The sequence below is a fragment of the Mucilaginibacter flavidus genome, from assembly GCF_024055575.1.
Classification (GTDB): domain Bacteria; phylum Bacteroidota; class Bacteroidia; order Sphingobacteriales; family Sphingobacteriaceae; genus Mucilaginibacter; species Mucilaginibacter flavidus.
In genome coordinates this window covers 55,846-81,014 of the sequence record NZ_JAMXOE010000003.1, presented here as the reverse complement: position 1 = coordinate 81,014, position 25,169 = coordinate 55,846, and the positions used below count along the sequence as shown (strand labels likewise).

At 43.6% G+C, this 25,169-nt stretch carries 24 protein-coding genes; 8 read left to right on the top strand and 16 right to left on the bottom strand.

Annotated features, from left to right (window positions below; translation table 11 throughout):
- Positions 1–48 precede the first annotated feature (48 nt).
- Both NAF19_RS08230 and NAF19_RS08225 read right to left on the bottom strand, forming a co-directional pair.
- Complete coding sequence (locus tag NAF19_RS08230) at positions 49–513, bottom strand: DinB family protein (RefSeq protein WP_252789422.1); 465 nt, start codon at positions 511–513, stop codon at positions 49–51.
- A 43-nt stretch (positions 514–556) separates the two neighbouring features.
- Positions 557–2,005 (bottom strand): aminotransferase-like domain-containing protein, encoded by a 1,449-nt coding sequence (locus NAF19_RS08225; protein WP_252789421.1) that lies wholly within the window; start codon positions 2,003–2,005, stop codon positions 557–559.
- Positions 2,006–2,155: 150 nt separating this feature from the next.
- On the opposite strand from NAF19_RS08225, the gene NAF19_RS08220 reads away from it, so the two are divergent.
- The 6 genes from NAF19_RS08220 to NAF19_RS08195 all read left to right on the top strand — a co-directional run bounded on the left by NAF19_RS08220 (position 2,156) and on the right by NAF19_RS08195 (position 10,130).
- Positions 2,156–3,661, top strand: coding sequence for a pyridoxal phosphate-dependent decarboxylase family protein (locus NAF19_RS08220; RefSeq protein ID WP_252789419.1), 1,506 nt, complete (start codon positions 2,156–2,158; stop codon positions 3,659–3,661).
- An 8-nt stretch (positions 3,662–3,669) separates the two neighbouring features.
- A complete protein-coding gene (locus tag NAF19_RS08215; protein WP_252789417.1) occupies positions 3,670–4,287 on the top strand; it encodes a GNAT family N-acetyltransferase in 618 nt (205 codons plus the stop codon).
- A 111-nt stretch (positions 4,288–4,398) separates the two neighbouring features.
- Positions 4,399–5,769 carry an acetylxylan esterase gene (locus tag NAF19_RS08210; protein ID WP_252789415.1) on the top strand — a complete coding sequence of 457 codons (1,371 nt, stop codon included), beginning with the start codon at positions 4,399–4,401 and terminating at the stop codon, positions 5,767–5,769.
- A 263-nt stretch (positions 5,770–6,032) separates the two neighbouring features.
- Complete coding sequence (locus tag NAF19_RS08205; RefSeq protein ID WP_252789414.1) at positions 6,033–6,722, top strand: ABC transporter ATP-binding protein; 690 nt, start codon at positions 6,033–6,035, stop codon at positions 6,720–6,722.
- Between the two features lie 7 nt (positions 6,723–6,729).
- On the top strand, positions 6,730–9,285 hold the full coding sequence (locus NAF19_RS08200) for an ABC transporter permease (protein ID WP_252789412.1): 2,556 nt from the start codon (positions 6,730–6,732) through the stop codon (positions 9,283–9,285).
- 161 nt (positions 9,286–9,446) lie between these two features.
- Complete coding sequence (locus NAF19_RS08195) at positions 9,447–10,130, top strand: arylesterase (RefSeq protein ID WP_252789410.1); 684 nt, start codon at positions 9,447–9,449, stop codon at positions 10,128–10,130.
- Positions 10,131–10,258: 128 nt separating this feature from the next.
- Here the strand turns inward: NAF19_RS08195 and NAF19_RS08190 are convergent, their stop codons facing one another.
- Positions 10,259–11,014: a peptidoglycan-binding protein gene (locus tag NAF19_RS08190; protein ID WP_252789409.1), complete on the bottom strand. Its 756-nt coding sequence runs from the start codon at positions 11,012–11,014 to the stop codon at positions 10,259–10,261.
- Positions 11,015–11,233: 219 nt separating this feature from the next.
- Here NAF19_RS08190 and NAF19_RS08185 point away from each other — a divergent pair, with 219 nt between their 5' ends.
- The gene (locus NAF19_RS08185; RefSeq protein ID WP_252789408.1) at positions 11,234–11,458 is read left to right on the top strand and encodes a CDGSH iron-sulfur domain-containing protein; all 225 of its coding nucleotides are present in this window, start codon (positions 11,234–11,236) and stop codon (positions 11,456–11,458) included.
- A 74-nt stretch (positions 11,459–11,532) separates the two neighbouring features.
- Positions 11,533–12,351 carry an alpha/beta fold hydrolase gene (locus tag NAF19_RS08180; RefSeq protein ID WP_252789406.1) on the top strand — a complete coding sequence of 273 codons (819 nt, stop codon included), beginning with the start codon at positions 11,533–11,535 and terminating at the stop codon, positions 12,349–12,351.
- Between the two features lie 148 nt (positions 12,352–12,499).
- Here NAF19_RS08180 and NAF19_RS08175 read toward each other — a convergent pair whose 3' ends face one another.
- The 13 genes from NAF19_RS08175 to NAF19_RS08120 form a co-directional block, all read right to left on the bottom strand.
- The gene (locus tag NAF19_RS08175) at positions 12,500–12,667 is read right to left on the bottom strand and encodes an alcohol dehydrogenase catalytic domain-containing protein (RefSeq protein WP_252789405.1); all 168 of its coding nucleotides are present in this window, start codon (positions 12,665–12,667) and stop codon (positions 12,500–12,502) included.
- 2 nt (positions 12,668–12,669) lie between these two features.
- Complete coding sequence (locus tag NAF19_RS08170; protein WP_252789403.1) at positions 12,670–13,962, bottom strand: MFS transporter; 1,293 nt, start codon at positions 13,960–13,962, stop codon at positions 12,670–12,672.
- 20 nt (positions 13,963–13,982) lie between these two features.
- Positions 13,983–14,642 carry a beta/alpha barrel domain-containing protein gene (locus NAF19_RS08165; RefSeq protein WP_252789401.1) on the bottom strand — a complete coding sequence of 220 codons (660 nt, stop codon included), beginning with the start codon at positions 14,640–14,642 and terminating at the stop codon, positions 13,983–13,985.
- The gene (locus NAF19_RS08160) at positions 14,639–15,670 is read right to left on the bottom strand and encodes a sugar kinase (RefSeq protein ID WP_252789400.1); all 1,032 of its coding nucleotides are present in this window, start codon (positions 15,668–15,670) and stop codon (positions 14,639–14,641) included. Before NAF19_RS08160 ends, NAF19_RS08165 begins: the two co-directional genes overlap by 4 nt.
- Positions 15,667–17,079, bottom strand: coding sequence for a glucuronate isomerase (gene uxaC / locus NAF19_RS08155; protein ID WP_252789398.1), 1,413 nt, complete (start codon positions 17,077–17,079; stop codon positions 15,667–15,669). The genes NAF19_RS08160 and uxaC overlap by 4 nt, the downstream gene beginning before the upstream one ends.
- Before the next feature lie 130 nt (positions 17,080–17,209).
- Positions 17,210–17,995: a glucosamine-6-phosphate deaminase gene (locus tag NAF19_RS08150; protein WP_252789396.1), complete on the bottom strand. Its 786-nt coding sequence runs from the start codon at positions 17,993–17,995 to the stop codon at positions 17,210–17,212.
- Complete coding sequence (gene nagA, locus NAF19_RS08145) at positions 17,985–19,166, bottom strand: N-acetylglucosamine-6-phosphate deacetylase (protein WP_252789394.1); 1,182 nt, start codon at positions 19,164–19,166, stop codon at positions 17,985–17,987. The genes NAF19_RS08150 and nagA overlap by 11 nt, the downstream gene beginning before the upstream one ends.
- Positions 19,167–19,170: 4 nt before the next feature.
- A complete protein-coding gene (locus NAF19_RS08140) occupies positions 19,171–20,724 on the bottom strand; it encodes a beta-N-acetylhexosaminidase (protein WP_252789393.1) in 1,554 nt (517 codons plus the stop codon).
- Between the two features lie 437 nt (positions 20,725–21,161).
- Positions 21,162–22,145, bottom strand: coding sequence for a YncE family protein (locus NAF19_RS08135; RefSeq protein ID WP_252789392.1), 984 nt, complete (start codon positions 22,143–22,145; stop codon positions 21,162–21,164).
- A gap of 135 nt (positions 22,146–22,280) precedes the next feature.
- On the bottom strand, positions 22,281–22,412 hold the full coding sequence (locus NAF19_RS30555; protein ID WP_256484250.1) for a hypothetical protein: 132 nt from the start codon (positions 22,410–22,412) through the stop codon (positions 22,281–22,283).
- Positions 22,413–22,667: 255 nt separating this feature from the next.
- Positions 22,668–23,195, bottom strand: a complete 528-nt coding sequence (locus NAF19_RS08130) for a DinB family protein (protein WP_252789390.1) — start codon at positions 23,193–23,195, stop codon at positions 22,668–22,670.
- Between the two features lie 102 nt (positions 23,196–23,297).
- Positions 23,298–23,792: a cupin domain-containing protein gene (locus NAF19_RS08125; RefSeq protein WP_252789387.1), complete on the bottom strand. Its 495-nt coding sequence runs from the start codon at positions 23,790–23,792 to the stop codon at positions 23,298–23,300.
- 17 nt (positions 23,793–23,809) lie between these two features.
- Positions 23,810–25,138 carry an MFS transporter gene (locus NAF19_RS08120; protein WP_252789386.1) on the bottom strand — a complete coding sequence of 443 codons (1,329 nt, stop codon included), beginning with the start codon at positions 25,136–25,138 and terminating at the stop codon, positions 23,810–23,812.
- Between the last annotated feature and the right edge of the window lie 31 nt (positions 25,139–25,169).

Genomic DNA, 25,169 nt, shown 5'->3' with positions numbered 1-25,169 from the left:
ATTGCCGAAAGAAATAATTTTGTTGAAAGAAAGAAATTTTGCCCGGGGCTACTTCATAGTATGCGTCATCTGGAAAATGGCAAACAAGTGATGCGCCTCATGCAGCACAAAAAATTCAGACCATTCAACTATGTTCAATTTACCGAATTTTGGGTGAACGCCGGTCCGGTCCAGTTTATCAGGCGATAACTTGGTTACCAGGTTATAAATTATTTCCCGGTCGGTATTTATTTTTTTAAGCAGCTCGTAGGTGGTAAACGCGCAATATATTTCAAATCCATCGTCGTCCTCCGCGCTATACCTTTCAAATTCCGGGTTATCCATCATCAATATTTTGCGGATACGGTCGATAAAAACCGGTTGATATTTGGCCAGGTGAGCAATTTGCTCGTGTATGCTCCACTTGCCTTTTATAACATGATGCTGTATTTGCCTGTCGTTAAGCTTTATAATAATGGGGGTTATGGCCCGGTGCTGGTCCTTTAAACGGTGCGTAAGTGAGGATTGAATCATAGAACTTTATAACAAAGTTTACCAAAGATAGTTAGAATGTATCTTAAAATTTACTCATTAACTGCCCCAATGTCTTTAATGATTTTTCAATTTCCGGGCTATAGGGGGCGCCAAAGCTTATACGGATAAAGTTGGTAAACCGGCTGTCGGTACTAAAAATTTGTCCCGGCGATATGCTGATATTGTAAGCTATTGCCCGCGTGTAAAGTTCAAACGCATCTATTTTTTTGTCCATCTCAATCCATAGCACGTAACCTCCATCTGGCCTGCTTACCTTAACATCAGCCGGAAAAAATTCAGTGACCGCCTGCGTATACCGCAAACATTGGGTGTACAATGCTTTGCGCAGGTTGCGCATATGCAGGTCATAGCGGCCGGTTTCAAAAAAATGGCCGATTGCTGCATGTGTTGGCGATGCCGACGAAAGAGAATGCATCAATTTTAAATTGATGACTTGTTTTTTAAACCTGCCCGGCATACACCAACCCACCCTGTAACCGGGGGCCAGTGTTTTTGATACTGATGAGCAGAACATCACCAAGCCCTCTTTGTCATAACTTTTACAGGTACGCGGCCTGGTTTTGCCAAAATACATTTCGCCATAAATATCATCCTCAATCAGCGGGATTTGCTTTTTTGCCAACATGTCCACCAGCTTCTTTTTCCTTTCATTCGTCATACAATAGCCCAGTGGATTACTGAATGTAGGCACAAACAGGCAGGCTTTAATTTGCTGCTCATCAATAGCATTTGCCAAAAAATCAAGGTCCAGGCCCTCGATTGGATGTGTGGGTATTTCAACTATTTTCAGTCCAAGGGTTTGTATGGTGCTGAATATGCCAAAATAGGTAGGGCTCTCGATTGCCACCACATCGCCGGGTTTGGTTACCGCCCTAAGGCAAAACACCAGGGCCTCCATACAACCCTGTGTGGTAACAACGTCATCTGGCAAAATATTTCCGCCCCAGCCAAAGGCCAGCCGGGCGATGTGTTTTTTTAAGTTCTCGTTACCCTGCACCCCCTCGTAACTGATGCAGCTATTGGCACTGATACGGATAGCTTCGACCATTGATTTGCTGAGCTTGGCCTGTGGCAATAATGATAGCGCAGGCGACGCCACCGATAATTTAACTATACCGTCAGCAGAAAAATGGCGGTGTACCATCGCAATCATATCATCCACACCCAATTTTGTCGGTTCGGTCACTGTGGTTTCTTTCTTTACGTCGTCAAATGAACGCGCCGGTGTGTATCGAACATAGTAACCTGATTTTGGACGTGCTTCAATCAGCCCCTTAATCTCTAACTGCACATAGGCTTTATAAGCAGTACTAAGGCTTATTCCCTGCTCATGGCTCAAAGCCCGTACCGATGGCAGCTTCTCCCCGGTTTTTAAAACCCGGCCTTTTATCTGGCTACTTAGCCTGTCGGCAATTTGCATGTACAAAAAGTCCTCGTCGTAAGCGGCAGATGTGCGTAAATTATCAATCATGTTATAATAGCAACAATCAGATTTTTTATTTGGGTTGATTACGAGAACTTAGCAAAATCTCATAACCAAATCTGTCATGTACAAAAATAACAAATCTGCATCTGTTTTATCAACTAATATTGATCCAAATTTGTACCGTAAACATTTTATATGAACCACGCAGATAACAAGCCCGAAATTGGATTAGACCCCGAAAATTGGGACGATTTTAAAACCCTCGGACATCAGTTGATTGACGATATGGTTGAATATTTAAAAAACATAGGCGATGGGCCCGCATGGCAGCCAATTCCGCAGGAGGTGAAGGAAGAGTTTCAAAAGGCTGTTCCGCATCAGCCTGCAAATATCTTTGAGATCTACGACGAGTTTAAAAAGAACATTATGCCTTATCATGGCGGGAACATCCACCCGGCCTATTATGCATGGGTACAAGGTACCGGCACCCCTATGGGGGCATTTGCCGACCTGCTCGCTGGTATTATGAACGCTAATGTTACCATAGGCGACCAAAGTGCCATGTACGTTGATAAACAGGTAATAAACTGGTGTAAACAGTTGATGAATTATCCAGCGGAAGGCAGCGGCATGCTGGTGAGCGGTGGTTCGATAGCCAATATTACAGCGCTTATTGTAGCGCGTAACACCGTTATTGCAAATTGCAAAACCAAGGGCGTGTATGTAGCCGAAGGTAAACTAACTGCTTATTGCAGCAGCGAAACCCACAACTGCGTAAACAAAGCCGCCGAAGTAATTGGAATTGGTAGCGAGCAATTGAGAAAAATACCGGTAAATGAGAATTTTGAAATTGATGTGGACGCGCTCGAAGCCAGCCTTCGTGACGACAAAACCAACGGTTTGGTACCGTTTTGCATTATCGGCAATGCCGGCACGGTTAATACTGGCGCGATTGATCCGTTGGATAAACTATTAGCAATAGCCCGCAACGAAAACATCTGGCTGCATATTGATGGCGCCTTTGGAGCGCTGGCTAAACTGGTGCCTGCTTACAGCGAAAAATTAAAAGCCATAGAACAGGCCGATAGCGTAGCTTTCGATCTGCATAAATGGATGTATATGCAATATGAAGTTGGTTGCGTATTGTTTAAAGATGCTGCCACTCACCGCGCAGCTTTTGCTAATGCAGTGAATTATTTAACTGCACACGACAGGGGCATTGCCGGCGGACCTGAGACATTATCAAATTATGGCATGGAGCTGTCGCGCGGGTTTAAAGCGCTGAAAGTTTGGATGAGCCTGAAAGAACATGGCGTGGACAAATACGCCGCCATGATCGCCCAAAACATTGACCAGGCTTTTTACCTTGGCGAACAGGTGAAACAGCACCCCGAACTGGAATTGCTGGCCGCCGTAAACATGAACGTGGCTTGCTACAGGTACAACCCTGGCAACCTTGATAATGACCAGTTAAATATATTGAACAAGGAGTTGCTAATGCGCATGCAGGAACGGGGAATTGCTGTGCCATCAAACACTTTACAGCATGGCAAATACGCTATTCGCGCTGCTATTACTAATCACCGAACGCGCCGCATGCACCTGGACCAAATGGTTGCCGCCACTATTGAGATTGGCCGGGAGCTTATAAAAGAGCACGAAGCTAAATTATTTAAGTTTGATTTTTTGACCAGTAAATAACACCTGACATGACTTTGAATTACGATTTAAACGCCGAATATATTTTAGAAGATGAACGCGTATTGCTAAGGCCCTTACTGGAAAGCGACTACGACAACCTGTTACCCTTTGCTTTGAACGAGCCTGACACCTGGAAATACTCGTATTTAAGTGCACGCGGCGAGGATGGCATGCGCCGTTATATTAAAGATGCGCTGGATAACCGCGCTGCAGGCAGAGAATACGCATTTATTGTTTTTGATAAACAAACCCAAAGCTATGCTGGCAGTACCCGTTTCTATGACATACTGCCTGCCTGGCAAACTGTTCAACTTGGGTATACATGGTACGGCCAAAAGTACAGGGGTACGGGGTTGAATAAGCATTGCAAATACCTGATGCTGCAATTTGCGTTCGACGATTTAAATGCTTTGCGAGTTGAATTCAGGGCCGATGCACGTAACAAACACAGCATTGCCGCCATGAAAAGCATTGGCTGCACACCCGAAGGTATATTGCGCAACAACATGCCATTGCAGGAAGGTGGTCGCCGCGATTCGATAGTACTAAGCGTTTTAAAGCATGAATGGGAAGGACGGGTAAAGCAATTGATAAAAAGTAAAATGGCTCCTAACAGCATTTTTTAAGGGTTTTGTTGTGGAAATAATTGCACATTTGGGATATTAACCCGCGACTATGGCAGATGCCGATCATCCTCCGCACAGCTAACATTATCTGACGTCTGCTAAATCGGGGCGATGGCACCAATATTGCCCTATGTGTGCGGACAAATGAAAAAATTTTACACCTTATTCCTGGTTCTTTCAATACTGCTTACTGCGGGCAATATTGCCCGTGCGCAAAAAAACGAAAAAAAGGATATAGACAAGGCCGCAGCTAAAAACAGCGTCAGCGACGTAACAACTGAGTTAACCGCTCATAGTAGAGACGCCATTTTTGATAAAACGGCCAGCTATACTTTCCTGGTAAACAACAATTACGGCACAACACAATCGGGCAAGGTATCATACCAAATTACTGACCAGTTTAATAAAATCCTGCGTACCGACTCTGTACATATTTCCCTGGCCGGCCGGAGTTCGCATAGTTATGATTTTACAATGCCCGAACTAAAGAGCGGGTTTTACAAAGTGAACTTCATGATAAATGTAAGCGACTATGACGATACAACCCGCCGCGTATTTGGCATCCGCCCCGAAGAAATAAGATCAGCCTATTCAAAACCTGCCGACTTTGACAAATTTTGGCAGGACACCAAAGCCCAGCTTGCCAAAGTAAAACCAAATTTTAAGGTGACCGAAAAGCCGGAGCTGGAAAAAGACAAACGGAAAGTTTTTTTAATTGAGATGAAGTCGTACGGTAACAAAACCGTTTACCTGTGGTTGACTGAACCCGAGCATCATCAAAAATATCAGCACTTTCCGGTTTTAATAATGCTGCCTGGCTACCAGGCTACCAACATACCGCTGATGGGGCGCGACGATGACATGGCTTTTGTCGGTCTCGACCCTCGCGGACAAGGGTTAAGCAAAAAAGATCTCGATATGCGCCGTGAGGACTACATTGTTGCCGGCCTCGAGGATAAAAACAAGTATATAATGCGCGGCATTATTATGGATTGCATCCGCGCTGTTGATTTTGTTTTTTCGCGGCCCGAACTTAGCCACGACCGTGTTGCTGTTACCGGAGGCAGTATGGGTGGCTATTTATCTATCACTACCGCGGCTCTCGATAAAAGGGTAACCATTTGCGCCCCGCAGAACCCGTTTTTGAGTGACATTTATAATATGGACCGTGGCGCCGTTGAATGGCCCATCAATTACATGAAAAAATATGCCAGCGTCGCCGCCGATCTAACATTTAGTAAGGTGCTTGATAACCTGCAATATTACGATACAAAAAACTTTGCTACAACCATAACCTGCCCGGTGGTAATGGGTATAGGTTTGCTGGACCCCTTTGTACCACCAAATAACTCGTACGCAGTATACAACAACATCAACTCCAAAAAGAAACTGTTTGTATTTAAAGATCTTGGGCATGAAGTGGGTGATAAATATTACCGCTACGAAACGCTGTATACCAGGGATTACTTTGGGTTGTGGTAGTTTTTGAGGTGAGTAGCTGATTAGGTGAATAGTGAGTGGTCAACATCGGACTAGCCCGGTGAAGAGATAGAGAGCTTTTTAAAGATTTTGCATAGGTAGCCTATGTCATCCCATTAACTACTCACCATTCTCTACTCACCATTCACCACCCAACTGTCATCCAATTATAACATTTACAACCTTTACAACCCTTACAACTTATTTTAACAACCCAATAAGTAACAATTGCTTTTTTTAGTTATCTATACAGAAAAAAAGCAGCAGTGGATACTATTCTTCATATTTCGAATCTTACAAAAACATATCAAAGCGCCGGGCGCACCCTCACCGTGCTTGATAATATAAACTTTACAGTGGCGGCTGGCTCAACCAATGCTATTGTAGGGCCGTCCGGCAGCGGCAAAACAACACTGCTCGGCCTTTGCGCGGGGTTGGACAGAGCAACGTCTGGCATAGTTGAGTTAAACAACATTAACCTTGGCAAGTTATCCGAGGACCAACTTGCACAGGTACGTAACCAATACATTGGTTTTATCTTTCAAAACTTCCAGTTGCTGCCTACCCTCACAGCGTTAGAAAATGTGATGGTACCTTTGGAATTGCGTGGCGAAAAAAACATTCGTGCACGGGCTTTGGATTTACTGGATAAAGTTGGCCTGAGCGATCGCGGGCACCACTACCCTACCCAGCTATCGGGCGGTGAGCAGCAACGTGTATCGTTGGCCAGGGCATTTTCAAATGCGCCGCGTATTTTATTTGCTGACGAGCCAACCGGCAACCTTGATGCCGAAACCAGCGAAAAAGTGGTGAAGCTGCTGTTCGATTTAAATAAAGAGGCTGGCACTACCCTGGTTGTAGTAACGCACGATTTAGAGCTTGCCGCAAAAACTCAGCGTATCATTCGCATAAAAGGTGGCAAACTGGTGGCCGACGAATTAACCGCAAATGCATAATCCGGCGATGGAAAACAACCCAAACATCACCAAAAGAAAAATAAATATCCGCTGGCTGTTTAATATGGCTTTAAGGGATAGCCGCAAAAACCGGTCGCGGCTGCTACTGTTTATATCGGCCATTATTTTCGGTATAGCTGCGTTGGTGGCTATTTACTCGTTCAGGTACAATCTTCAACACGATATTGACAAACAAGTTGCCACATTAATTGGCGCCGACCTGGTGGTATCTGGCGGCAAAACTGTGGATCCTACTGTGGAACCATTGCTGGCCTCGCTGGGCGACAGAAGATCGGAAGAACGAAGTTTTCCATCCATGGTTTACTTCCCAAAAACGCAGGGTACCAGACTGGTACAGGTAAGGGCCTTAAAAGGCGAGTTCCCCTATTACGGGAGCCTGGAAACTGAGCCTGTGCAGGCCGGGACAGATTTTAAAAACGGCCAAAAAGCTTTGATCGATCGGATATTGGCCTTACAATTCAACGTTCGCGTAAACGACTCGGTTAAGGTGGGTGAGGTTACTTTTTTAGTTGCAGGCATATTGGATAAAGCACCCGGCCAAACCGGCATATCTTCGGGTGTAGCGCCAATCGTCTATATCCCTCTACAATATTTAGAGCAAACCAGCCTGTCAAAAAAAGGCAGCCGCATTAACTACAGTTTTTATTACAAGTACGATAAGCCAGTAGATATACCCAAAGTGGTAAAATCCATAGAGCCGAAGCTGGAAAAAGTCCAAATGGGCATCGAAACTGTCGAGATCCGCAAGGAAAATACCGGCCGCGCCTTTGGCGATTTAACCCGGTTTTTATCGCTCGTCGGTTTTATTGCGTTGCTGCTTGGCTGTGTTGGCGTGGCAAGTGCAATCCATATTTATATCCGCGAAAAAATTGCCTCTATAGCCATTATGCGCTGCCTCGGGGTAAAGGCTTCAGAAGCGTTCCTAATTTATTTAATCCAGATCATTGGTATAGGCATTATTGGTTCTGTTACGGGGGCTTTGCTGGGCACATCCATACAGCATGTTTTACCATCGGTAATGCAGCAGTTTTTGCCAATTACCATTTCAACCGATATATCATGGCTGGCAATAGGCCAGGGCGTTTTGTTAGGTATCATCATTTCAGTATTGTTTGCACTGTTACCGCTGATATCTATCCGCAACATTTCGCCGCTTAATACGCTGCGCATCAATTACGACGAAGTTAACCTGCTGCGCGATCCTTTCAGGTGGCTGGTTTACCTGCTGATAGTCGGCTTCGTGGTCACCTTTACTTATTTCCAGCTCGATAGCTGGCTGGGCAGTATTTTCTTCACTATCGGTATATCCATCGCATTTTTGATATTAACCTTTATCGCCTGGTTGTTAATGAAGCTGATGCGGCTGTTTATAAAAAGTACCTGGGGCTATTTATTTCGCCAGGGCTTTGCCAACTTGTACAGGCCGAATAATCAAACCATAATACTGATCGTTTCCATCGGTTTAAGTACAGCGTTTATTTGTACGTTGTTCTTTATCCAAAGCATTTTAATGGGGCAGGTAAAACTATCATCGAGTGGCAATCAATCGAACATGATTTTGTTTGATATTCAAACCAGTCAGCAAAAGGATATTGCGCAGCTAACCAAACAACAGCATTTGCCTGTGATACAGCAGGTTCCAATTGTAGCTGTGCGACTCGACAAAATTAATGGCCATACACTGGCCGACGTGATAAAGAACCCTAAACTTAATATACCCGAACGCGCCTTTACCTGGGAATACCGCGTTACCTACCGCGACTCGCTAAGCGCAACGGAAAAAGTTATTAAAGGCGACTGGGTGGGCAAAGCCGACCCCGGAAAAGAAATCCCAGTATCCATCGAGGATAATTTTTCTAAACGTAACCATGTAAATGTTGGCGACCATTTGGTATTTAATGTGCAGGGGGTGAGCATGAACGCTATTGTGAGCAGCGTTCGGCAGGTAAACTGGAACAAAATCCAAACCAACTTCCAGGTAGTTTTCCCAACTGGGATTTTGGAGGATGCGCCGCAATTTCATGTGCTGCTAACTCACGTACCTTCGGCCAAAGTATCGGCACAATACCAGCAATCGGTAGTGCGCAGGTTCCCAAATGTTTCCATTATCGATTTAGGGCTGGTATTAAGTATAGTTGACGGTCTGCTCGATAAAATCGGTTACGTAATCCGCTTTATGAGCGCCTTTAGCATCATTACCGGCATTGTGGTATTAATCGCGTCGGTGCGCATCAGCAAATACCAGCGCATCCAGGAAAGCGTTTTACTGCGTACCCTTGGCGCCAGCCGGAAACAAATATTTGCCATAACTGCTTTAGAATATTTATTTTTAGGGATGTTATCGGCTTTAACAGGTATCCTTATAGCTGCGGCGGGTAGCTGGGCATTGGCAAAATACAGTTTCGAGATACCATTTACCATTAACTGGCTGCCGGCTATACTATTATTTTTCATCATATCGTTATTAACCATTGTTATCGGCCTGTTAAACAGCCGGGGCGTGCTGAATAAACCGCCGCTGGAAATATTACGGGGAAATTGATTTGAAGATTTGATGATGTGGCGATTTGAAGATTAAAAACAAACGAACCGCTCAGGTGTGTATACTTGAAATGCCGGGGAGGAAAATTTTAAATATAGCGATGGGTTTTAAACCCATCGCTATGATACCGCTGTATTATCAGGCGAATATTTTTTAAAAAAATGCATAGAATAAATATCATCTGCTTACTAACCGCCACTTTACTTTTTGCATCATGCGGAGATAAGAAGGCAACACCTGCAGAAACACAGGCAACAGCTGCTGCCAAACCTGATTCAACATCCGGCGATAAAGTAGTATTATTTTTTGGCGACAGCCTAACAGCCGGTTATGGCTTGCCCGATCCTTCACAAGCCTACCCGGGTGTGGTTCAAAATAAGATAGACGAGGCAAAGCTGCATTACAAAGTGGTAAATGCAGGCGTAAGCGGCGAAACATCGGCAGGTGGCAAAGCACGCATAAACTGGATCTTAAAACAAAAAGTTGACGTATTTGTGCTTGAGTTGGGTGCCAATGATGGCCTGCGCGGCATCCCTGTAACTGCAACAATGGAAAACCTGCAGGCAATAATTGATGCCGTAAAGGCCAAATATCCAAATGCTAAATTGGTATTGCTTGGTATGCAGGTGCCGCCAAATATGGGTGGCAAATATGCTTACAGCTTTAAAGCCATTTTCCCGGGACTGGCTGCAAAAAACAATATGACTTTCATGCCATTTCTGCTAAAAGATGTAGGCGGAGTGCCATCTCTCAACCAAAAAGATGGCATCCATCCCACTGCCGAAGGCGCCAAAATTGTAGGGAATAATGTTTGGCAGGTGCTGCAGGGAGTTTTGTTGAAATAGTGGTTAAGAATTGAGAGCCAAGAATCAAGAGCCAAGAAAAGAAAGGGCTATTTCTTTTTTTTACTCCTAGTTCCTGACTTTTGGTTCTTGACTTTTGGCTCTTGCTTCTTGATTCTTGGCTCTCTTCCCTACTCAAACTCTATAAACCCGGTATTAATTGATTCAATCATCCGGCCGGTTCTTCTGAAAACGCCGATGGCATCGCAGGTATTTTGGTGGCTTATATTGCCTTCGATAGTTATCAGCATTTCATTTTCAATTTTTTCGATTAACCCGGTATGGCTATGACCGCCGCCTGTAGAAATAATGAATATTTGCCCCGGCAACACTCGTCCTGCATCAATTTTTGCATCCTTCGGCGTAATTATTTTACATTTTGATTTAACTATGGTTTCAAACACATCGCCGGTTTTATACAATGGGTTTGAAACTTCAAGGTGTATACTGGCCTGGTTAAAGCACCAGTAAACAAAAGCCATAGCCCAGCATTGCCCATGCCGAATACCCGCAGCGTCATGGTACTTGGTTACCGTGGAGCCATCATTGCCGCCGGAAGAAAACTCCTTTATTCCCAGCTGTGATCTCGCAACATCCAAAACTGCAGCCAGCAGGGTATTAGGTGCCCTTGTAATCGTTTTAACATTCCTGTTGCTAAATAATGACGACCACGTAACAGGACCAACAATTCCATCAATTTTCAGGGGATTGCCAAAGCAATCGGTAAAACGGGTTTGAAAAAGCATGACCGCGTAGTGAGTATTGTGGTCAAAATCGCCATCAATATCAACCGGGCCACAACCCTTTTTGTTTAGTTGATGCTGAATGGCTTTAACAGCCGTTATATTAAAAGCCTGCTGTTTAACGGAATGGCCGGGGTAATTCATATTTCAGTAAAAAGGTGTCGGTTTAATTATATGCTAAATTAAAAATTATGCACGACTTATCTGCCCCGTTTTTTAACGGTATTTTATTATGTATTTCAGCGCAAAAAAACCAGATGTTATAAGGCGGGGGCTTCGTGTCGCTAACTAAATTCCATTTATATAAACATCAATTCGCCATAACCAGCAAAGGATTATTACTTTCGCACAAAACAATAATCCATGGAAAAAACTAAACTTACCATAAACAACAACGGTTCGGTAAAAATTGAGGGCGATTTTGAAATTGTAGATATGCAAGGCAACGAATACGGCTTGCAGGGCCGTACGATTGTATCTATTTGCCGCTGCGGCTTATCGGCCAATAAGCCATTTTGTGATGGCTCGCACAAAGGGCATTTTGAGCACAATGCTGTTGCGTTCGATTTGCCTCCAAAGAAAGTATAGTTTAATGACTAAAGAATTACGAAGTTTAGAAAACTTCGTAATTCTTATTGATGTTATACTTTAAATTCCCACCCATGCCTACCGCAAAAGTCAATAATATCAACCTTTTTTATAAAGTAACAGGCACCGGCGAACCCCTCCTGCTGGTACATGGTCATCCTTTCGACCATACAATGTGGGACCCGCAAATCGACGCCTTTTCGAAGCAATACCAGGTTATTGCACCCGATTTACGCGGATACGGTAAAACTGCGCTGCCAAAATCCGACACCTCCCGGTTTGAGGATTATGCAACGGATATGCTTGCCTTAATGGATAGTTTAGGTATAGTAAACTTCCATCTTGCGGGACTCTCACAGGGCGGGCAGTTTATTATGGAGATTTTCAGGCAGGCGCCAAAACGGGTTAAAAGCATGATACTGGCCGATACATTTGCAAGCTTGGATACACCCGAAGCCAAGCAGATCCGCTACGACACGGCCGACCGTTTGGAAAAAGAAGGTATGGATTTTTACGCCGATGACGCTATTTTTAAAATGATACTGCGCGAACACGTTAAAACGATGCCTGAAGTTGCGGCGTACGTGATTAAAATGATGAAATCAACTTTACCAAAGGGTGCTGCAACTGCCCTGCGCGCCCGTGCGGAAAGGATTGATTACCTAAACTTGGTGCTGCCATCTGTTAACGTACCTACTTTAGTTGTGGTTGGTCGCCAGGACGAGTTTACCCCGGTTGCCAAAGCCGAAGAAATGCAGGAAAAACTACAAAATTGTAAGCTGGTAATTGTTGAAGATGCCGGCCATATGCCAAATTTGGAACACCCGGATGAGTTTAATGAAGTGGTGTTGGATTTTTTGGAGGGGATAAGTTATTCGGAAACGTCGTTGTGAGTTTTTAACCACAAAGAACACGGAGAAAAAATAAAGAACACTAGTTTTAATGATGATGCAAGCGTTCCATTTTTCTGCGCCGAACACCCGGAACGCTATGGAACACACTCATTATCAGATACTTTTATTTTGGTTAAATTACAAAAACCTAATAATAGTATTCAAAATATGGCTGGGTTCCTTCGAAAGCATGCAGATCGGTACGGCAAATGCCAATGCGTTTTACCTTTATAATAGCCTGCCTTTTTTGTAAAACAGGCCTTTCTGTGGTTTTGTATTCAAGTGTTCCGGGAGTGGTACAAACCAGTGTTTTCATTTTTAAAGCTCGACTTTTTTCATCCGGGGCGACAATACGTGCATGAGTACCCATGCTAGCAGATAAGCACAGCCACATATTGCAAAAATTATATTATAACCTACAACAATATGACCGGCATCCTTGTTTGATTGCAAAATATATCCGATTACATCAGGGAAAAAGAATCCGCCGATAGCACCAGCCATACTTCCGATACCAACTACTGAGCTAACAGCTCTTTTTGGGAACATATCAGAGGCCGTAGTAAAGATGCTGGCGCTCCACGCCTGGTGTGCCGCAGCGGCCAATCCAATCAGGGCGACGGCCTGCCAAATATTGGTGGCAAAGCGGGCTGCAATGATCGGCACTACGCAAAAGGCAAAAATAAGCATGGCCGTTTTACGCGCCCTGAATACCGGCCAGCCGATTTTTATCAGCCATGAGGAAAGATAGCCCCCGCCAATACTACCGATTGTTGTTGCAGTGTAAACTATAGCCAAAGGCAGGCTTGGCTTGGTAAGGTCGAGTTTAAAGGTGCTTGAAAAATACGAAGGCAGCCAGAATAAGAAGAAATACCATATGGGGTCGGTTAGTAACTTACCAACCACAAACGTCCATGTTTGCCTTAGTCCAAGAAGCTGAACCCACCTTACTTTTTTTCCAACATCCGAAGGCACCACAACTTCATCAACATCGCTGTTTATAAACTCATATTCAGCAGCAGTTACTTTTTTATGTTTTGAAGGAATTTCGTAAAAAATCAGCCAAAAAACAAGCCAGATAAACCCGATAGAGCCGGTAATCAAAAAAGCCATTTGCCAACCATAAATTCCTAATATCCAAGGAACAAGTATCGGTGCAGCTACAGCGCCAATATTAGCGCCAGAATTAAAGATACCAGTGGCAAACGCCCGCTCTCTTTTGGGAAACCACTCCGCAACCGCTTTAATGGCCGATGGAAAATTCCCAGATTCGCCAAGGCCCAACCCAACCCTCACCGCACCAAATCCAAAAGTACTTTTAACAGCGGCATGGAGCATTGCCGCTACGCTCCAAATAATTACGGAGATGGTCAACCCTAATTTTGTGCCTATCTTATCAATAAAGTTCCCAAAAACCAGCAATCCTATAGCATAGGCCGCGGTAAAGGCTTTTACTATGTTTTTATAGTCGATCTCGGTCCAATTAAATTGCGCAGCTAAGGTTGGTTTCAACAAGCCTATTATCTGCCTGTCTAAATAGTTAATAGTAGTAGCAAAAAATAACAGTGCAACTACTACCCACCTGTAATTACCTGGTTTAGCATCGTTCATAATTATGGCGTTAGGTTTATTTACATGGCGGCCTTTACCATCTCGATGGCTTTAATGGTATCGTTGTATAATTGGTCGTATTGGCGTTTTTCAAGTATTTCTTTAGTAATCAGCTTGCTGCCCATGCCTACCGCACCTACCCCGGCATGAAACCACGAACTTATATTTTTGGCATTCATTTCAACTCCGCCTGTTGGAATAAACAGCTGACCCGGGAACAACTCCCTAACCGAGCTGATAAAAGCCGGACCTAATATATTTGCGGGGAATATCTTTATCAAATCGGCGCCGTTTTTTTGGGCGAGATAAATTTCGGTCGGTGTCATGCAGCCGGGTATCCACAATAGTTTATGTTTGTGAGCAACTTTTGCCACTTCCGGGTTTACTATCGGCGAAACAATAAAATCAGCCCCAACGTCAATAAATGCTTCTGCATCCGATACATTTTTTATTGTACCGATACCTAAATACAGTCCCGGCATTTCCTTGTTAACCACTTTTTTTATCGCCTTAAAGTTGTCGAGCGCTTCTTTTCCCCTGTTGGTGTATTCAATTACCCGTACGCCCGCTTTGTAAAGCGTACTTATTATTTCGAGGCTTACAACAGCATCTTCATAAAAAAACAGCGGCAGCATACCCTGCGCAAGTATGTTGCTCAAAACGGCTTTTTTTATTTTCATCTTATTGCGGTTTTAATTTCATCAACGGTTTTATCGGTAGCATCACTTTTAACAAACAATTGTTCAAATGCGGCTGCCGTTGCAAATTCAAGGGTTTCGGTGGGGCTGGCCTGGTTGTAAAATCCATAAATTATTCCCGCCATAAAACAATCGCCGCTGCCCACCTTATCTACCACCTTATCCGACTGATATTCGTGCGAACTGTAAAAGTCTCCGCCGGTAAATAATGTTGTGTAATAATTAATTTCAGATGAAGCATCAAATCTAAACGTGTTAGCGACAGCCTTACACCTTGGATATTGCAGTGTAATATGTTCAGATGAATTCAGCGCTTCCTTTAAATAGATACTTTTTTGACCCGATTCATGGATGTTCGGCTCAACGGGAATACCAAGCATGGTTTCGGTGGCCCAAACGTTACCCATTATCAAATCACAATATTTTGCGAGTTGTGGCATCACTTCAACTGGGTTTTTACCATATTTCCATAGTTTGGAACGATAGTTTAAATCTAATGAAATAGTTATTTGTTTTTTTGACGCCACCTGCAAAACTTCCAAACAAACGTCAGCAACATTTTGGCTAATGGCCGGGCATATTGCGCTGAAATGAAACCAGCTTACATCCCGCAGCACTTTATCCCAGTCAATTACCCCCGGTTTAAGATTGGCAAATGCCGAACCGGCGCGGTCATAAATTAAAGCATCATGCTTTAAATCCTGCCCGCTGGTTAAAAAGTACAAGCCCAGCCTGCCATCACCATAAAAAACCGGTGAGGTATCTATTTTTTTATCGGTAAGATGTTTGATTATTTGTGCCGACAGGCCATTATCCGGCAGCGCTGTAAAATACGATGACGGCAAATCCCACAAAGCAAGAGCAGTTGCTACGTTCAATTCGGCACCGCCCACATAAACCGGCAATTGATTGTCGGTAAGCCATGCCCCATCGGCATCGGGCGTTATGCGTAACAATAGTTCGCCGAAGGATAATATTTTGCCGTGTTGTTTGTTAAATATCCCGCTCATTTTGCCTTATCAAAATCAAAATAGTTTTTAGCATTGTAATAGCAAATATCGCTGATGATTTTGCCCGTCCATTTTATGTCATTTGGCAATTCGCCGTTTTCTATATCATTACCAAATAAATTGCACAATATTCTGCGAAAGTACTCGTGCCTCGGAAACGACATAAAGCTGCGCGAATCGGTCAGCATGCCAACCATCCTGCTCAACAACCCCATGTTCGATAGCGCATTTATTTGCTTTATCATCCCGTCCTTTTGATCGAGAAACCACCAGGCCGAACCAAACTGCATTTTGCCGGGTGTTATACCATCGTTAAAATTACCGGCCATGGTTGCTATCAGCTCATTATCTGCCGGGTTAAGGTTGTACAGGATAGTTTTGGTAAGCTTACCATCAGCCTCGAGACGATTCAAAAATTTCGAAAGTGCCCTGCCCTGGCTGAAATCTCCCATCGAATCATACCCGGTATCCGGACCGGCCTCGCTAAGCGCGCGGGTATTGTTGTTGCGTAATGCCCCAAGATGATATTGCTGCACCCAGCCTTTCTCATAATCCCAAACCGAAAAATTATGCAGCATAGCCGATTTAAACTGCTCTATTTCGTGAGGCGTCAGCGTTTGTTCTTTTCTTATTTTGGTAAAAATTTGCTTTACCTCATCTTCCGTATATTTCTCGGCATATAAATGCTCCAGGCCGTGATCTGAAAGACTGCAGCCATTTTCGGCAAAAAAGTCGTGTCGTTTCTTTAATGCCGCCAGGTAGTCATTAAAATCAGAAATGGCGTTTCCGCTTTGAGTTTCCAGTTTGCTGATATATGTATAAAGCATATGCACATCACCGGCCTCCATTGCCTTGTCAGGCCTAAAAGCAGGTAAAACTTTTACGCTGTACCCATCTCCACTTATTTTTCTATGATGATTTAAGTTGTCCAACGGGTCATCCGTCGTACAAACTACTTCGACATTATGGCTTTTGATAAGACTATGCACGCTGTATTCCGGCGATTTCAGTTTCTCACTACACTCGTCATATATCTTGCGGGCAGTGGCCGGGGATAGTAGTTCGTTGATACCAAAATATCGTTGCAGCTCTAAATGCGTCCAGTGGTAAAGCGGGTTGCGCAAGGTATAAGGCACGGTTGCCGCCCATTGCTCAAATTTTTTCCGATCGCTTGCATTGCCCGTAATAAGGCTTTCATTAACACCATTTGCCCGCATTGCCCGCCATTTGTAGTGGTCGCCATTTAACCAGATTTGGGTGATATTTTCAAAATTAATATCGTCGGCAATCTGGTCGGGCGGCAGGTGGCAATGGTAATCAATAATGGGCAGGGCGGCAGCATATTCATGGTATAAGCGCTGCGCAGTTTTGGTGTCGAGTAAAAAATCTTCGTTTAAAAAACTTTTCATTTGTTAAATATGCCTGCCAATTGGGGTGCAGGCCACAGGTTTGATGCATTTTTTGTTTTGCAGGGGCAATATACTTTTTATCGCGGGTTTATCCCAAACAAAGGCGAAATTAGCTCACACAAGTAGTTTTTTACAACAATTGTGCGCTATCCTCGTCAAAAAACAATATAGTGTTTGCGTGCCTTCGTAAAATAGTTGCCGGGCAATTTTCATTAATTTCCGCTCTTAACGTATTATAAACTGCCTTTGCCTTTTTTTCTCCCGGCACCATACAATAAATATATTTGCCCGCCATCAGCGTGGGTACGGTTAACGTTATGGCATGGGTAGGCACTTCATCCAGCGTATCAAAACATTTATCATTAACCTGCTGCTGCCTGCATTCGGCATCGAGGGTTACCGCTTTTACTGGCTGCGGATCGTCAAAATTGGCTACGGGTGGATCGTTAAAGGCAATATGGCCGTTTTCGCCGATGCCCATGCAAACTATATCGGTGGGATATTCATTTAATAACGCAGCATAACGTTCGCATTCAATTGCAACATCGGCGGCATTCCCGTTAATGTAGTTTACCGTATGGAACGGCAGGCTGTCAAATATTTTTTCTTTCAAGAATGATGCGAAAGTCCGCGCATCGTTTGGTGGCAGGCCGATGTATTCATCCATATGGAAGGCATTTACCCGTTGCCAATCGATGGTTTCATTTTTTGTTAATGCTGATAGAAATTCATTTTGCGAGGGTGCAGCTGCGAAAATGATATTTACGAAAGGTTGCTGAGTTAGCAGCCCGGCAATTTTTAGCGCAGCCATTTCGGCGGCAGCGCTGCCCATTTCTGCCCTGTTTGAATAAACATATGCGTTTGGATTATCTTCCAGGATGCGGGGCATCATGTTTCTACCACGGTCATCGTTCATAAATCACCTTTCCCTTCACAATTGTCTTTTCAATATTTATGTCCTCATCAAAAATTACAATATCCGCATCCTTGCCAATTTCAATCGAGCCTTTTCTATTTGCAACGTTCATTATCCTTGCCGGCGTTAATGTTGCCATTTGGATAGCGTCCAACAGTGGCAGGTCAGCATGTTTTATCATATTGCGCACAAGGCTGTCAAATGTAGCAACGCTGCCTGCAAAAGCGCTCCTGTCGGGCAGTTTGGCTACGCCGTCTTCCACAATAACTTTCAGCCCATTTTTTAAGCTGCCTAAAACACTTTCGCCGGGTGGCATGGCGGCAGCGCGCATGGCATCGGTAATCAATGCAGTGCGGCCGGCGCCTTTTATTTTGTATACCAGTTTCAACAAAGGCGGCGGCAGGTGTATTCCATCGGCTATTATTTCCACGTCCATATCATCAATTAAAAAAGCAGCTTCAACAACACCGGCATAGCGGTAGGCGTTGCGCCGGGTTACGCCCAGCATCCCCGAATACAGGTGCGTTGCCAAAGTATAGCCGTTTTCAAAACCAAGCAACGCGTCTTCGTAAATGGCATCGGTATGGGCTATTGCCGCCAGGATGCCACGCTCAGTTATGTATTTGCCAAAATCAATTGCACCAGGTAACTCCGGTGCAGCACTCCAGCGTTTAATTGCGGTGGTGCCTGCAAGTATTTCTCTATATTCTTCCGGGTCGGGGTTGCGGATGTAACGCGGGTCCTGTGCGCCACATTGGTTAAGTGCAAAATACGGACCTTCCAAATGCATCCCGATAAATTGTGCCCCCTGTGTATTTTGTTTATCGGCCAATTCATAAATACGCAGCGTTTCCAGCAAATCTTTTTTGCTGCTGGTAAGCGTAGTGGGGCACATCGCCGTGGTGCCGTAGCGGGCATGGGTTTCTGCAATCCCTAAGAATGCGCCCACAGTGTTATCCATAAAATCGTGACCGCCGCCTCCATGGATATGGATGTCGATAAACCCCGGGGAAATATACTTGCCACCAGCATCAATGACCTTGGCACCCGGCGCATCAATATTGCCCGCTCCAATAGCGGTAATATATCCGTCGGTAATTAAGACTGTTCCGTTTTCAATAACTTCACCAGGGGTTATTACCCTGCCATTTGTTATTTTAAGCTGCTCCACCCGATTATTTTTTTCTTGATAAACGGTCGTACAATAACCGCGTTCTCAAATTTCTCAAATTGTTTTCGGCTTCCAGCTCTGACGCATTGAGAAAGTTTTTATTGAGCTCTGTAAAGTGCATATCAACCACATCTTCGCTCATCATTAAATTTCGCAATTCCTGTAAAATCCCCGGCACCATTTCGCCTGTAAAATCGGGGGCATTTGCCTTTTGCAAAATATATTCGAGCTGCAAATAATTTACGCGGATACCGGTCATGAGCCGGTAATGCTCAAACTCGTTTTTATTTGCATCGGGTGTTAGCTGGTAAAGTACATCGAGTGCCGATTTGGTACTATCCAAAACCTGTTTAATAGTAAGCGGTTGTTTTGAAAGTACGCGACCATTCCGTATTTCATAGGGTGTAGTTTTAAGGGCTTGCCAAAACTTTGCCGACTGCTCTGCATCAAAACCATATTTATTTTTACAATATTTAGCTATAAATTCATCTATATTCAACGGTCCGGCCTTGTTTATACTTTCGTTAAAGGCATCAACCAGGATATTAAAACCGCTTAACGGATACACATGCCGTATAGCATACACCTCGGCCAATTGTTCCTCCGACTCAAACACTGCCGAATACTGTCCTGATGTTGACCAGGACGTCATTACAATACCTTTATAGCCCAGTTTTGCCGCGGCGGGAACAAAGTCGCGGATGTTCTTAAAGTGCTTTTCCCATTGGGTTAAAAAATAATTATCGGGCGATGAACGTAACGCCGGCGAGCCCCAGATCTCGTAACCACTCGCCATCAATTTTTGGTGATCGCCAAAGTTGTTCATATCCCAACCATAGTTCCAGTCGATAAACACCGTGCGTTTTGGCAGCAGCTTGATGGCATCGGGATATTTCAAAGCTATATCGGCCCAAAGCACCGGCGTTTTGCCAAGTTTGATCACGATATCGCAAAGCGTTTTTATGTAGTCGATATACAGCTTTGATTTGCCCTCTTTAGCGGCCTTCAGCTTACAGCGTTCATCATGACCAAGCAAATAGGTTTCGTCGCCGCCGATATGGATGTATTTTGAGGGATGGGTGGCTGCCAGTTCAGTGTATAGATCGGTAAATAAGGCCTTGTCCAGATCGGTTTGCAATGGACAAACCTGCGAGAAATCCTTTTGATCTTCGCGAAAGTCTTTATATTTTTCATTCCGCAAAATGTACTCCACGTGGCCAAAACTTTGCTGCAGCGGAATCACATCTATCTTTAAATCAGCACAATATTTAATAAACGAGGCAACCTCGCTCTTAGTGTATGCGTACCTGTTAGGGATAAGCGGGTGCTTTTCGAACGGATAGGTACCCTCCCATTCCATTATGATGGTATTAATGCCCTGCCGGCTTAATTTTAAGGCAAAGGCTTTAAGTGCATCCATAGTCATAACCTGTATCCGCAGGTCGATGTGGAAACCTTTTACCATAAATGGATTCGGTGCTGCAGCGCTATTTTGCGCATTTAATTTAAAGCATGCAGCCAGTGAAATAATAAAGATAAGAATGCCTTTTTTAAACATATTACCGGCAGATTGAAGGATGGGTTTTATAAAATTTACGGCATTCCGAAAATAATAAAAATACCTGCGATAACCCTAATATTTAAATATTGTGACAAAAGTGTTTGATGGTTTTTATTGATTTTACAGGCTGAGAACAACTCATTTACATCTATAATTAACTATTAATACATTTATTATATTAAATGTATATTTATTATATTTTAAACTAATTTACAGGATTTTTTAACTGTCGGTTAGTAGTTAATTACAAAGCAGGTATAGCGCAAGGCCAAGCCTGCTTTACTTTTTTATCAGGAGTTTGATATGTTGATTAATTTTACCACGGAGATACAGAGGGAAAACGCAGAGGTCGCAGAGCCAAATATTTTATTGAATTGACAGGCTCAGTTTTCTCTGTGGCTTCTCAGCGGCCTCTGTGGTTAAAAAAGCCGCCTCTATTTTATCACCATCAACCCATTCGTTCCAAATGCCTTCAATATTTTTGAAGACGTAAAATTATTCAAGTCGATAGTAGCAATATAATCGTCTTTGGCGTGCGAAACATAGGCCTTGGTGCCGTCAACCTGTACATTTATAGGCGTATCACCTGTTTTTATGCGGTGTATCACCTGAGCTGTGGCAACATCTATCACTAAGACCAGGCTATCGAACGGCGCGGGGGCCAGGATGTATTTTTGGTCATCGGTGATATTTGAGTATAATATTAGTCCAACCTTAAGCTGCAGGTTATCGAAATGTTTTACTATGGATAAATCTGTTTTTGAGAGTAAATATATTTCGTTTTTACAGGACGCGATTATCCAGTCTTTTGCCACAAGCAGGCCTCGCACCGGCGATGTCAGCGGTGTATGCTGCAGTTCGGCGCCGGTTTCGGGATTAAGGCTGTAAACTCCGTTTTGACCAGCCATCAGCCATAAAGTTTTTCCATCAGCCGAAAATGTAAAATTGTGGGCCCCTTTGGGCAACGCAAATGTTCTTTTTAATTTGTAGCCTTTGGTGTTGAACACGTGCATCGTGTCGCCCCCTATTTCCGTATTAACAAAAAGCTCACTGTATTTGCCGGGCCTTTCTTTTATACCATGCGGACCATTGTGAATACTGGTATCTGCACCGGTATAAATATCTTTAACCACCTTGCCCGCAAAAGGATCAATCACACTTATAATATTGCCGGTATGACCGATTTTTAAATCGTAATCCTCCAACCCAAAATTGCTTACAAAACACTTTTTGGTGGCGGCATCATATGTTATTTCGTGCGGTTTAAAGCCGATTCGCACCTGCCCGGTTTTTATGTTGTTGTTTAAATTAAACATCACCACCGAATCGCGGTATTGCTGAACGGCAACCAGCAGCTTTGGCTGGGCGGTAGCCCAGGTGCTATAGATTAAGAAGGCAAAAAGTAATATTTTTTTCACGGCGATAATTGTTAGTGGTGGTATAAATATAAAAATATTTTGACTTTTATACCGATGCTGCGCGTGGCAAAAATCCTTTAAAACAAAAAAGAGTTCCACAGGAACTCTTTTCGCATAGGTAGATGTATATGATGGTCAGGCCGCCTGTTTTATGGGAGCCTGTTTGGTGCGCTGCATTTTAAAAATCTCAAGGTCCTTCTGCAATAATGCTTTTAACTCAAGGTCTATTGCTTTTAATATTACGGTGGTTTTTGTTGAAGTTTTCATAGGTTATATTGTTTAGTTGTTGTTTGGTACAATGCTAACATTGTGCCATTGCCGGTGCTTGAGCGTCAAAAATTCAAAAAACGGCCCGGCATTATTTTTTTGCCGGGAAGGGCTGGGGAATACGTCAGAAATCAGAGAATTCGCTGTTTATTGAGCCAGTCGCTGTGTATAGAAAAATATTCACTTTGTCATCTGGATATAAGAAAGCCCGGCTGCTTTACGTAGCCGGGCTTTCTTATAAAGTCTAGTTCAAATTTAAAATAACATCTCCTGTGGCGGCGTAACGCCTTTTAAACGCAGGTAAACTGTAGTTTGTCCGCGGTGATGGGTTTGATGCTCGAACCCTTTGCCGAACAAGCTAAAATTGGTCATATCCTTACCTGCAAACTTGGTGGTTGTCTGCAGTTGGGCATCTGTCGCGCCCTGTAAAGAAGCGATTGCAAAATCATAGCTGTCCATAACGGCTTTGGTAGTTGCTTCTTTTGTTTGGGCGCCGGTTTTTTCAACCGATACACCTTTACCAAGCGGGCTTGGTTTACCGCTTGCTGTAGAGCAGAAAAAATAATTCGCATCCGCTAAATGCAGCATTTGCTGTGCAAAATTGCGCATTTCGGGCGTTGGCTTAAATGCGTATCCGTCTTCGGGCATTGCATCAAGATAAGCTTTGGTGTAGGCTTTTGCCCGTGTAAATTCGCCCACAAGCTGTGCCTGTGTAAATTGGGCATAAACTGAACTGCAGGCAAACGTTACCAGCAGGGTTAGTACTAATGATAATTTTTTCATGGTTTAAAGTTTTATTGATTGGTTAGCGATAATGTTTATAGTATTTGCGGCAAATATGATGTAAAGCTAAGCAAATTAACAAAGTGAAAGTATCTAATTTTTCTATTCAGCACGGCACAGCCTGTCAAAAATTGATGTATGTTCCGGGTATAAACCCGTTAACCGGCCTTTTCCGCCCATTTCAAATTCATCGAATTCAAATCCGGGTGCTACTGCGCAGCTTACCAGGGTAAAATCGGTTTTCGAGGGTATTTCGGCAGCAAACCATAAGCCTGCTTTTACAACAACTGATAGGTTGCCGGTAGGTTCATCGGTAAGTTCGTTTATCACATATTCCCCATTTTCATCAATAACATGAATATGTAAAGGCGACCCTTTGTGAAAATACCAGATCTCATCTGATGCAATGCGGTGGAAACCGGAAAAATCGGCACCTTCCAGTAAATAATAAATAGAAGTACAGGCTTTTTTTGGGAGCAATGATGGCGGCCGCATTACTTCAGTTCCGGAACGAAAAACTTCTTTATAGAAGCCACCTTCCGGGTGCGGTTGTAGTTGCAGGTGGGTTATCCAGTAAGCGGCGGTTCTGTTTTCCATGATTGTGTATTAAAAAGTTAAACCGGTACCTCAATATCAGCCTTGGGTGTTCTTTTTTCGGCAAGCATCAATGCCACCAATAAAAATAAACCTACCGCAAAAAAGCAATCAAGCGCCAGGGCCGAGTTACGCATTGTACTGGTATGGGCTTCAACAAAAGCGAAGCAAAATAAGCCCACTACTATCGATATTTTCTCGGTAACATCGTAAAAACTAAAATAGGATGCTGTATCAGGAATGTTCTCAGGCAGGTATTTTGAATAGGTTGACCGTGATAACGATTGCACGCCTCCTAATACCAGGCCGATAACAAAGGCTGCTATATAGAACTGGTTGGCATTGGTTACAAAATAAACGCAACAGCAGGATATCGTCCAAACGGTGACCAAACCAATAAGTGTTTTTACATTACCATACCTGGCAGATGATTTTGAGGTAACGAGGGCACCCACGACTGCCAAAAGCTGTATACCTAATAGAGTTGCAATAAGATTAGTTTCGGGTATATGAAGTTCCTTAGCTGCGAAGTTGGCAGCCACCAACATAATGGTTTGTACACCCACTGAATAAAAAAAGAATGCAGATAAAAAGCGTTTCAGCAGCGGCATCTTTTTTATTTTACCAAACACTTTTGCAAGTTCTTTAAATCCGCCGGTTAAAACATTATAGTTATGAGAGCCCGCATTCGGGGTGCCCTTGGGTAATCGTCTAAAGGGGATAATGGCAAACCCTATCCACCAAAAAAACACCAGCAAAAATGATATTCGCGCCGGTAACCATTCCACCTCGGTAATACCAAACCACGTTGGCTGCAGTATAACCACCAGGCAAATCAGCTGCATTACCACACTGCCAATAAAGCCGTATATGAATCCCTTAGCGCTAACGGCATCCTGCTGATCAATAGTAGCAATTTGGGGAAGATAAGAGTTGTAAAACACGAACCCTCCACAGTAACCTATTGAAGCCAGGCCAAAGCAAATCATCGGAATCTCGAGCGGACTGTTTTTTTCGAAAAAGAAAAGGCCGGCGCAGGCCAAACTACCTACCCACGTAAACATTTGCAGGTATATTTTTTTGTTGCCACGGTAATCGGCTATCGACGTAAGTATGGGCAATATGGCCACTACAATTAAGTACGATAAGCCCAATACGTAAGTTGAAAGTACCGTATTTACATATTTATGCCCAAAAAAAGTTACCATGTTGCCGTTTTTAGCATTCGCAGTTACCGCAACAAAGTACGACGGAAATATAGTTGATGTGATAACCATATTGTACGATTGATTGGCCCAATCGAACATGCACCATGCCCAGATGGTTTTCTTATTATTTTTCTCTTCCATTCAGGCGCTAAAAATATATAAAATTTAGGGA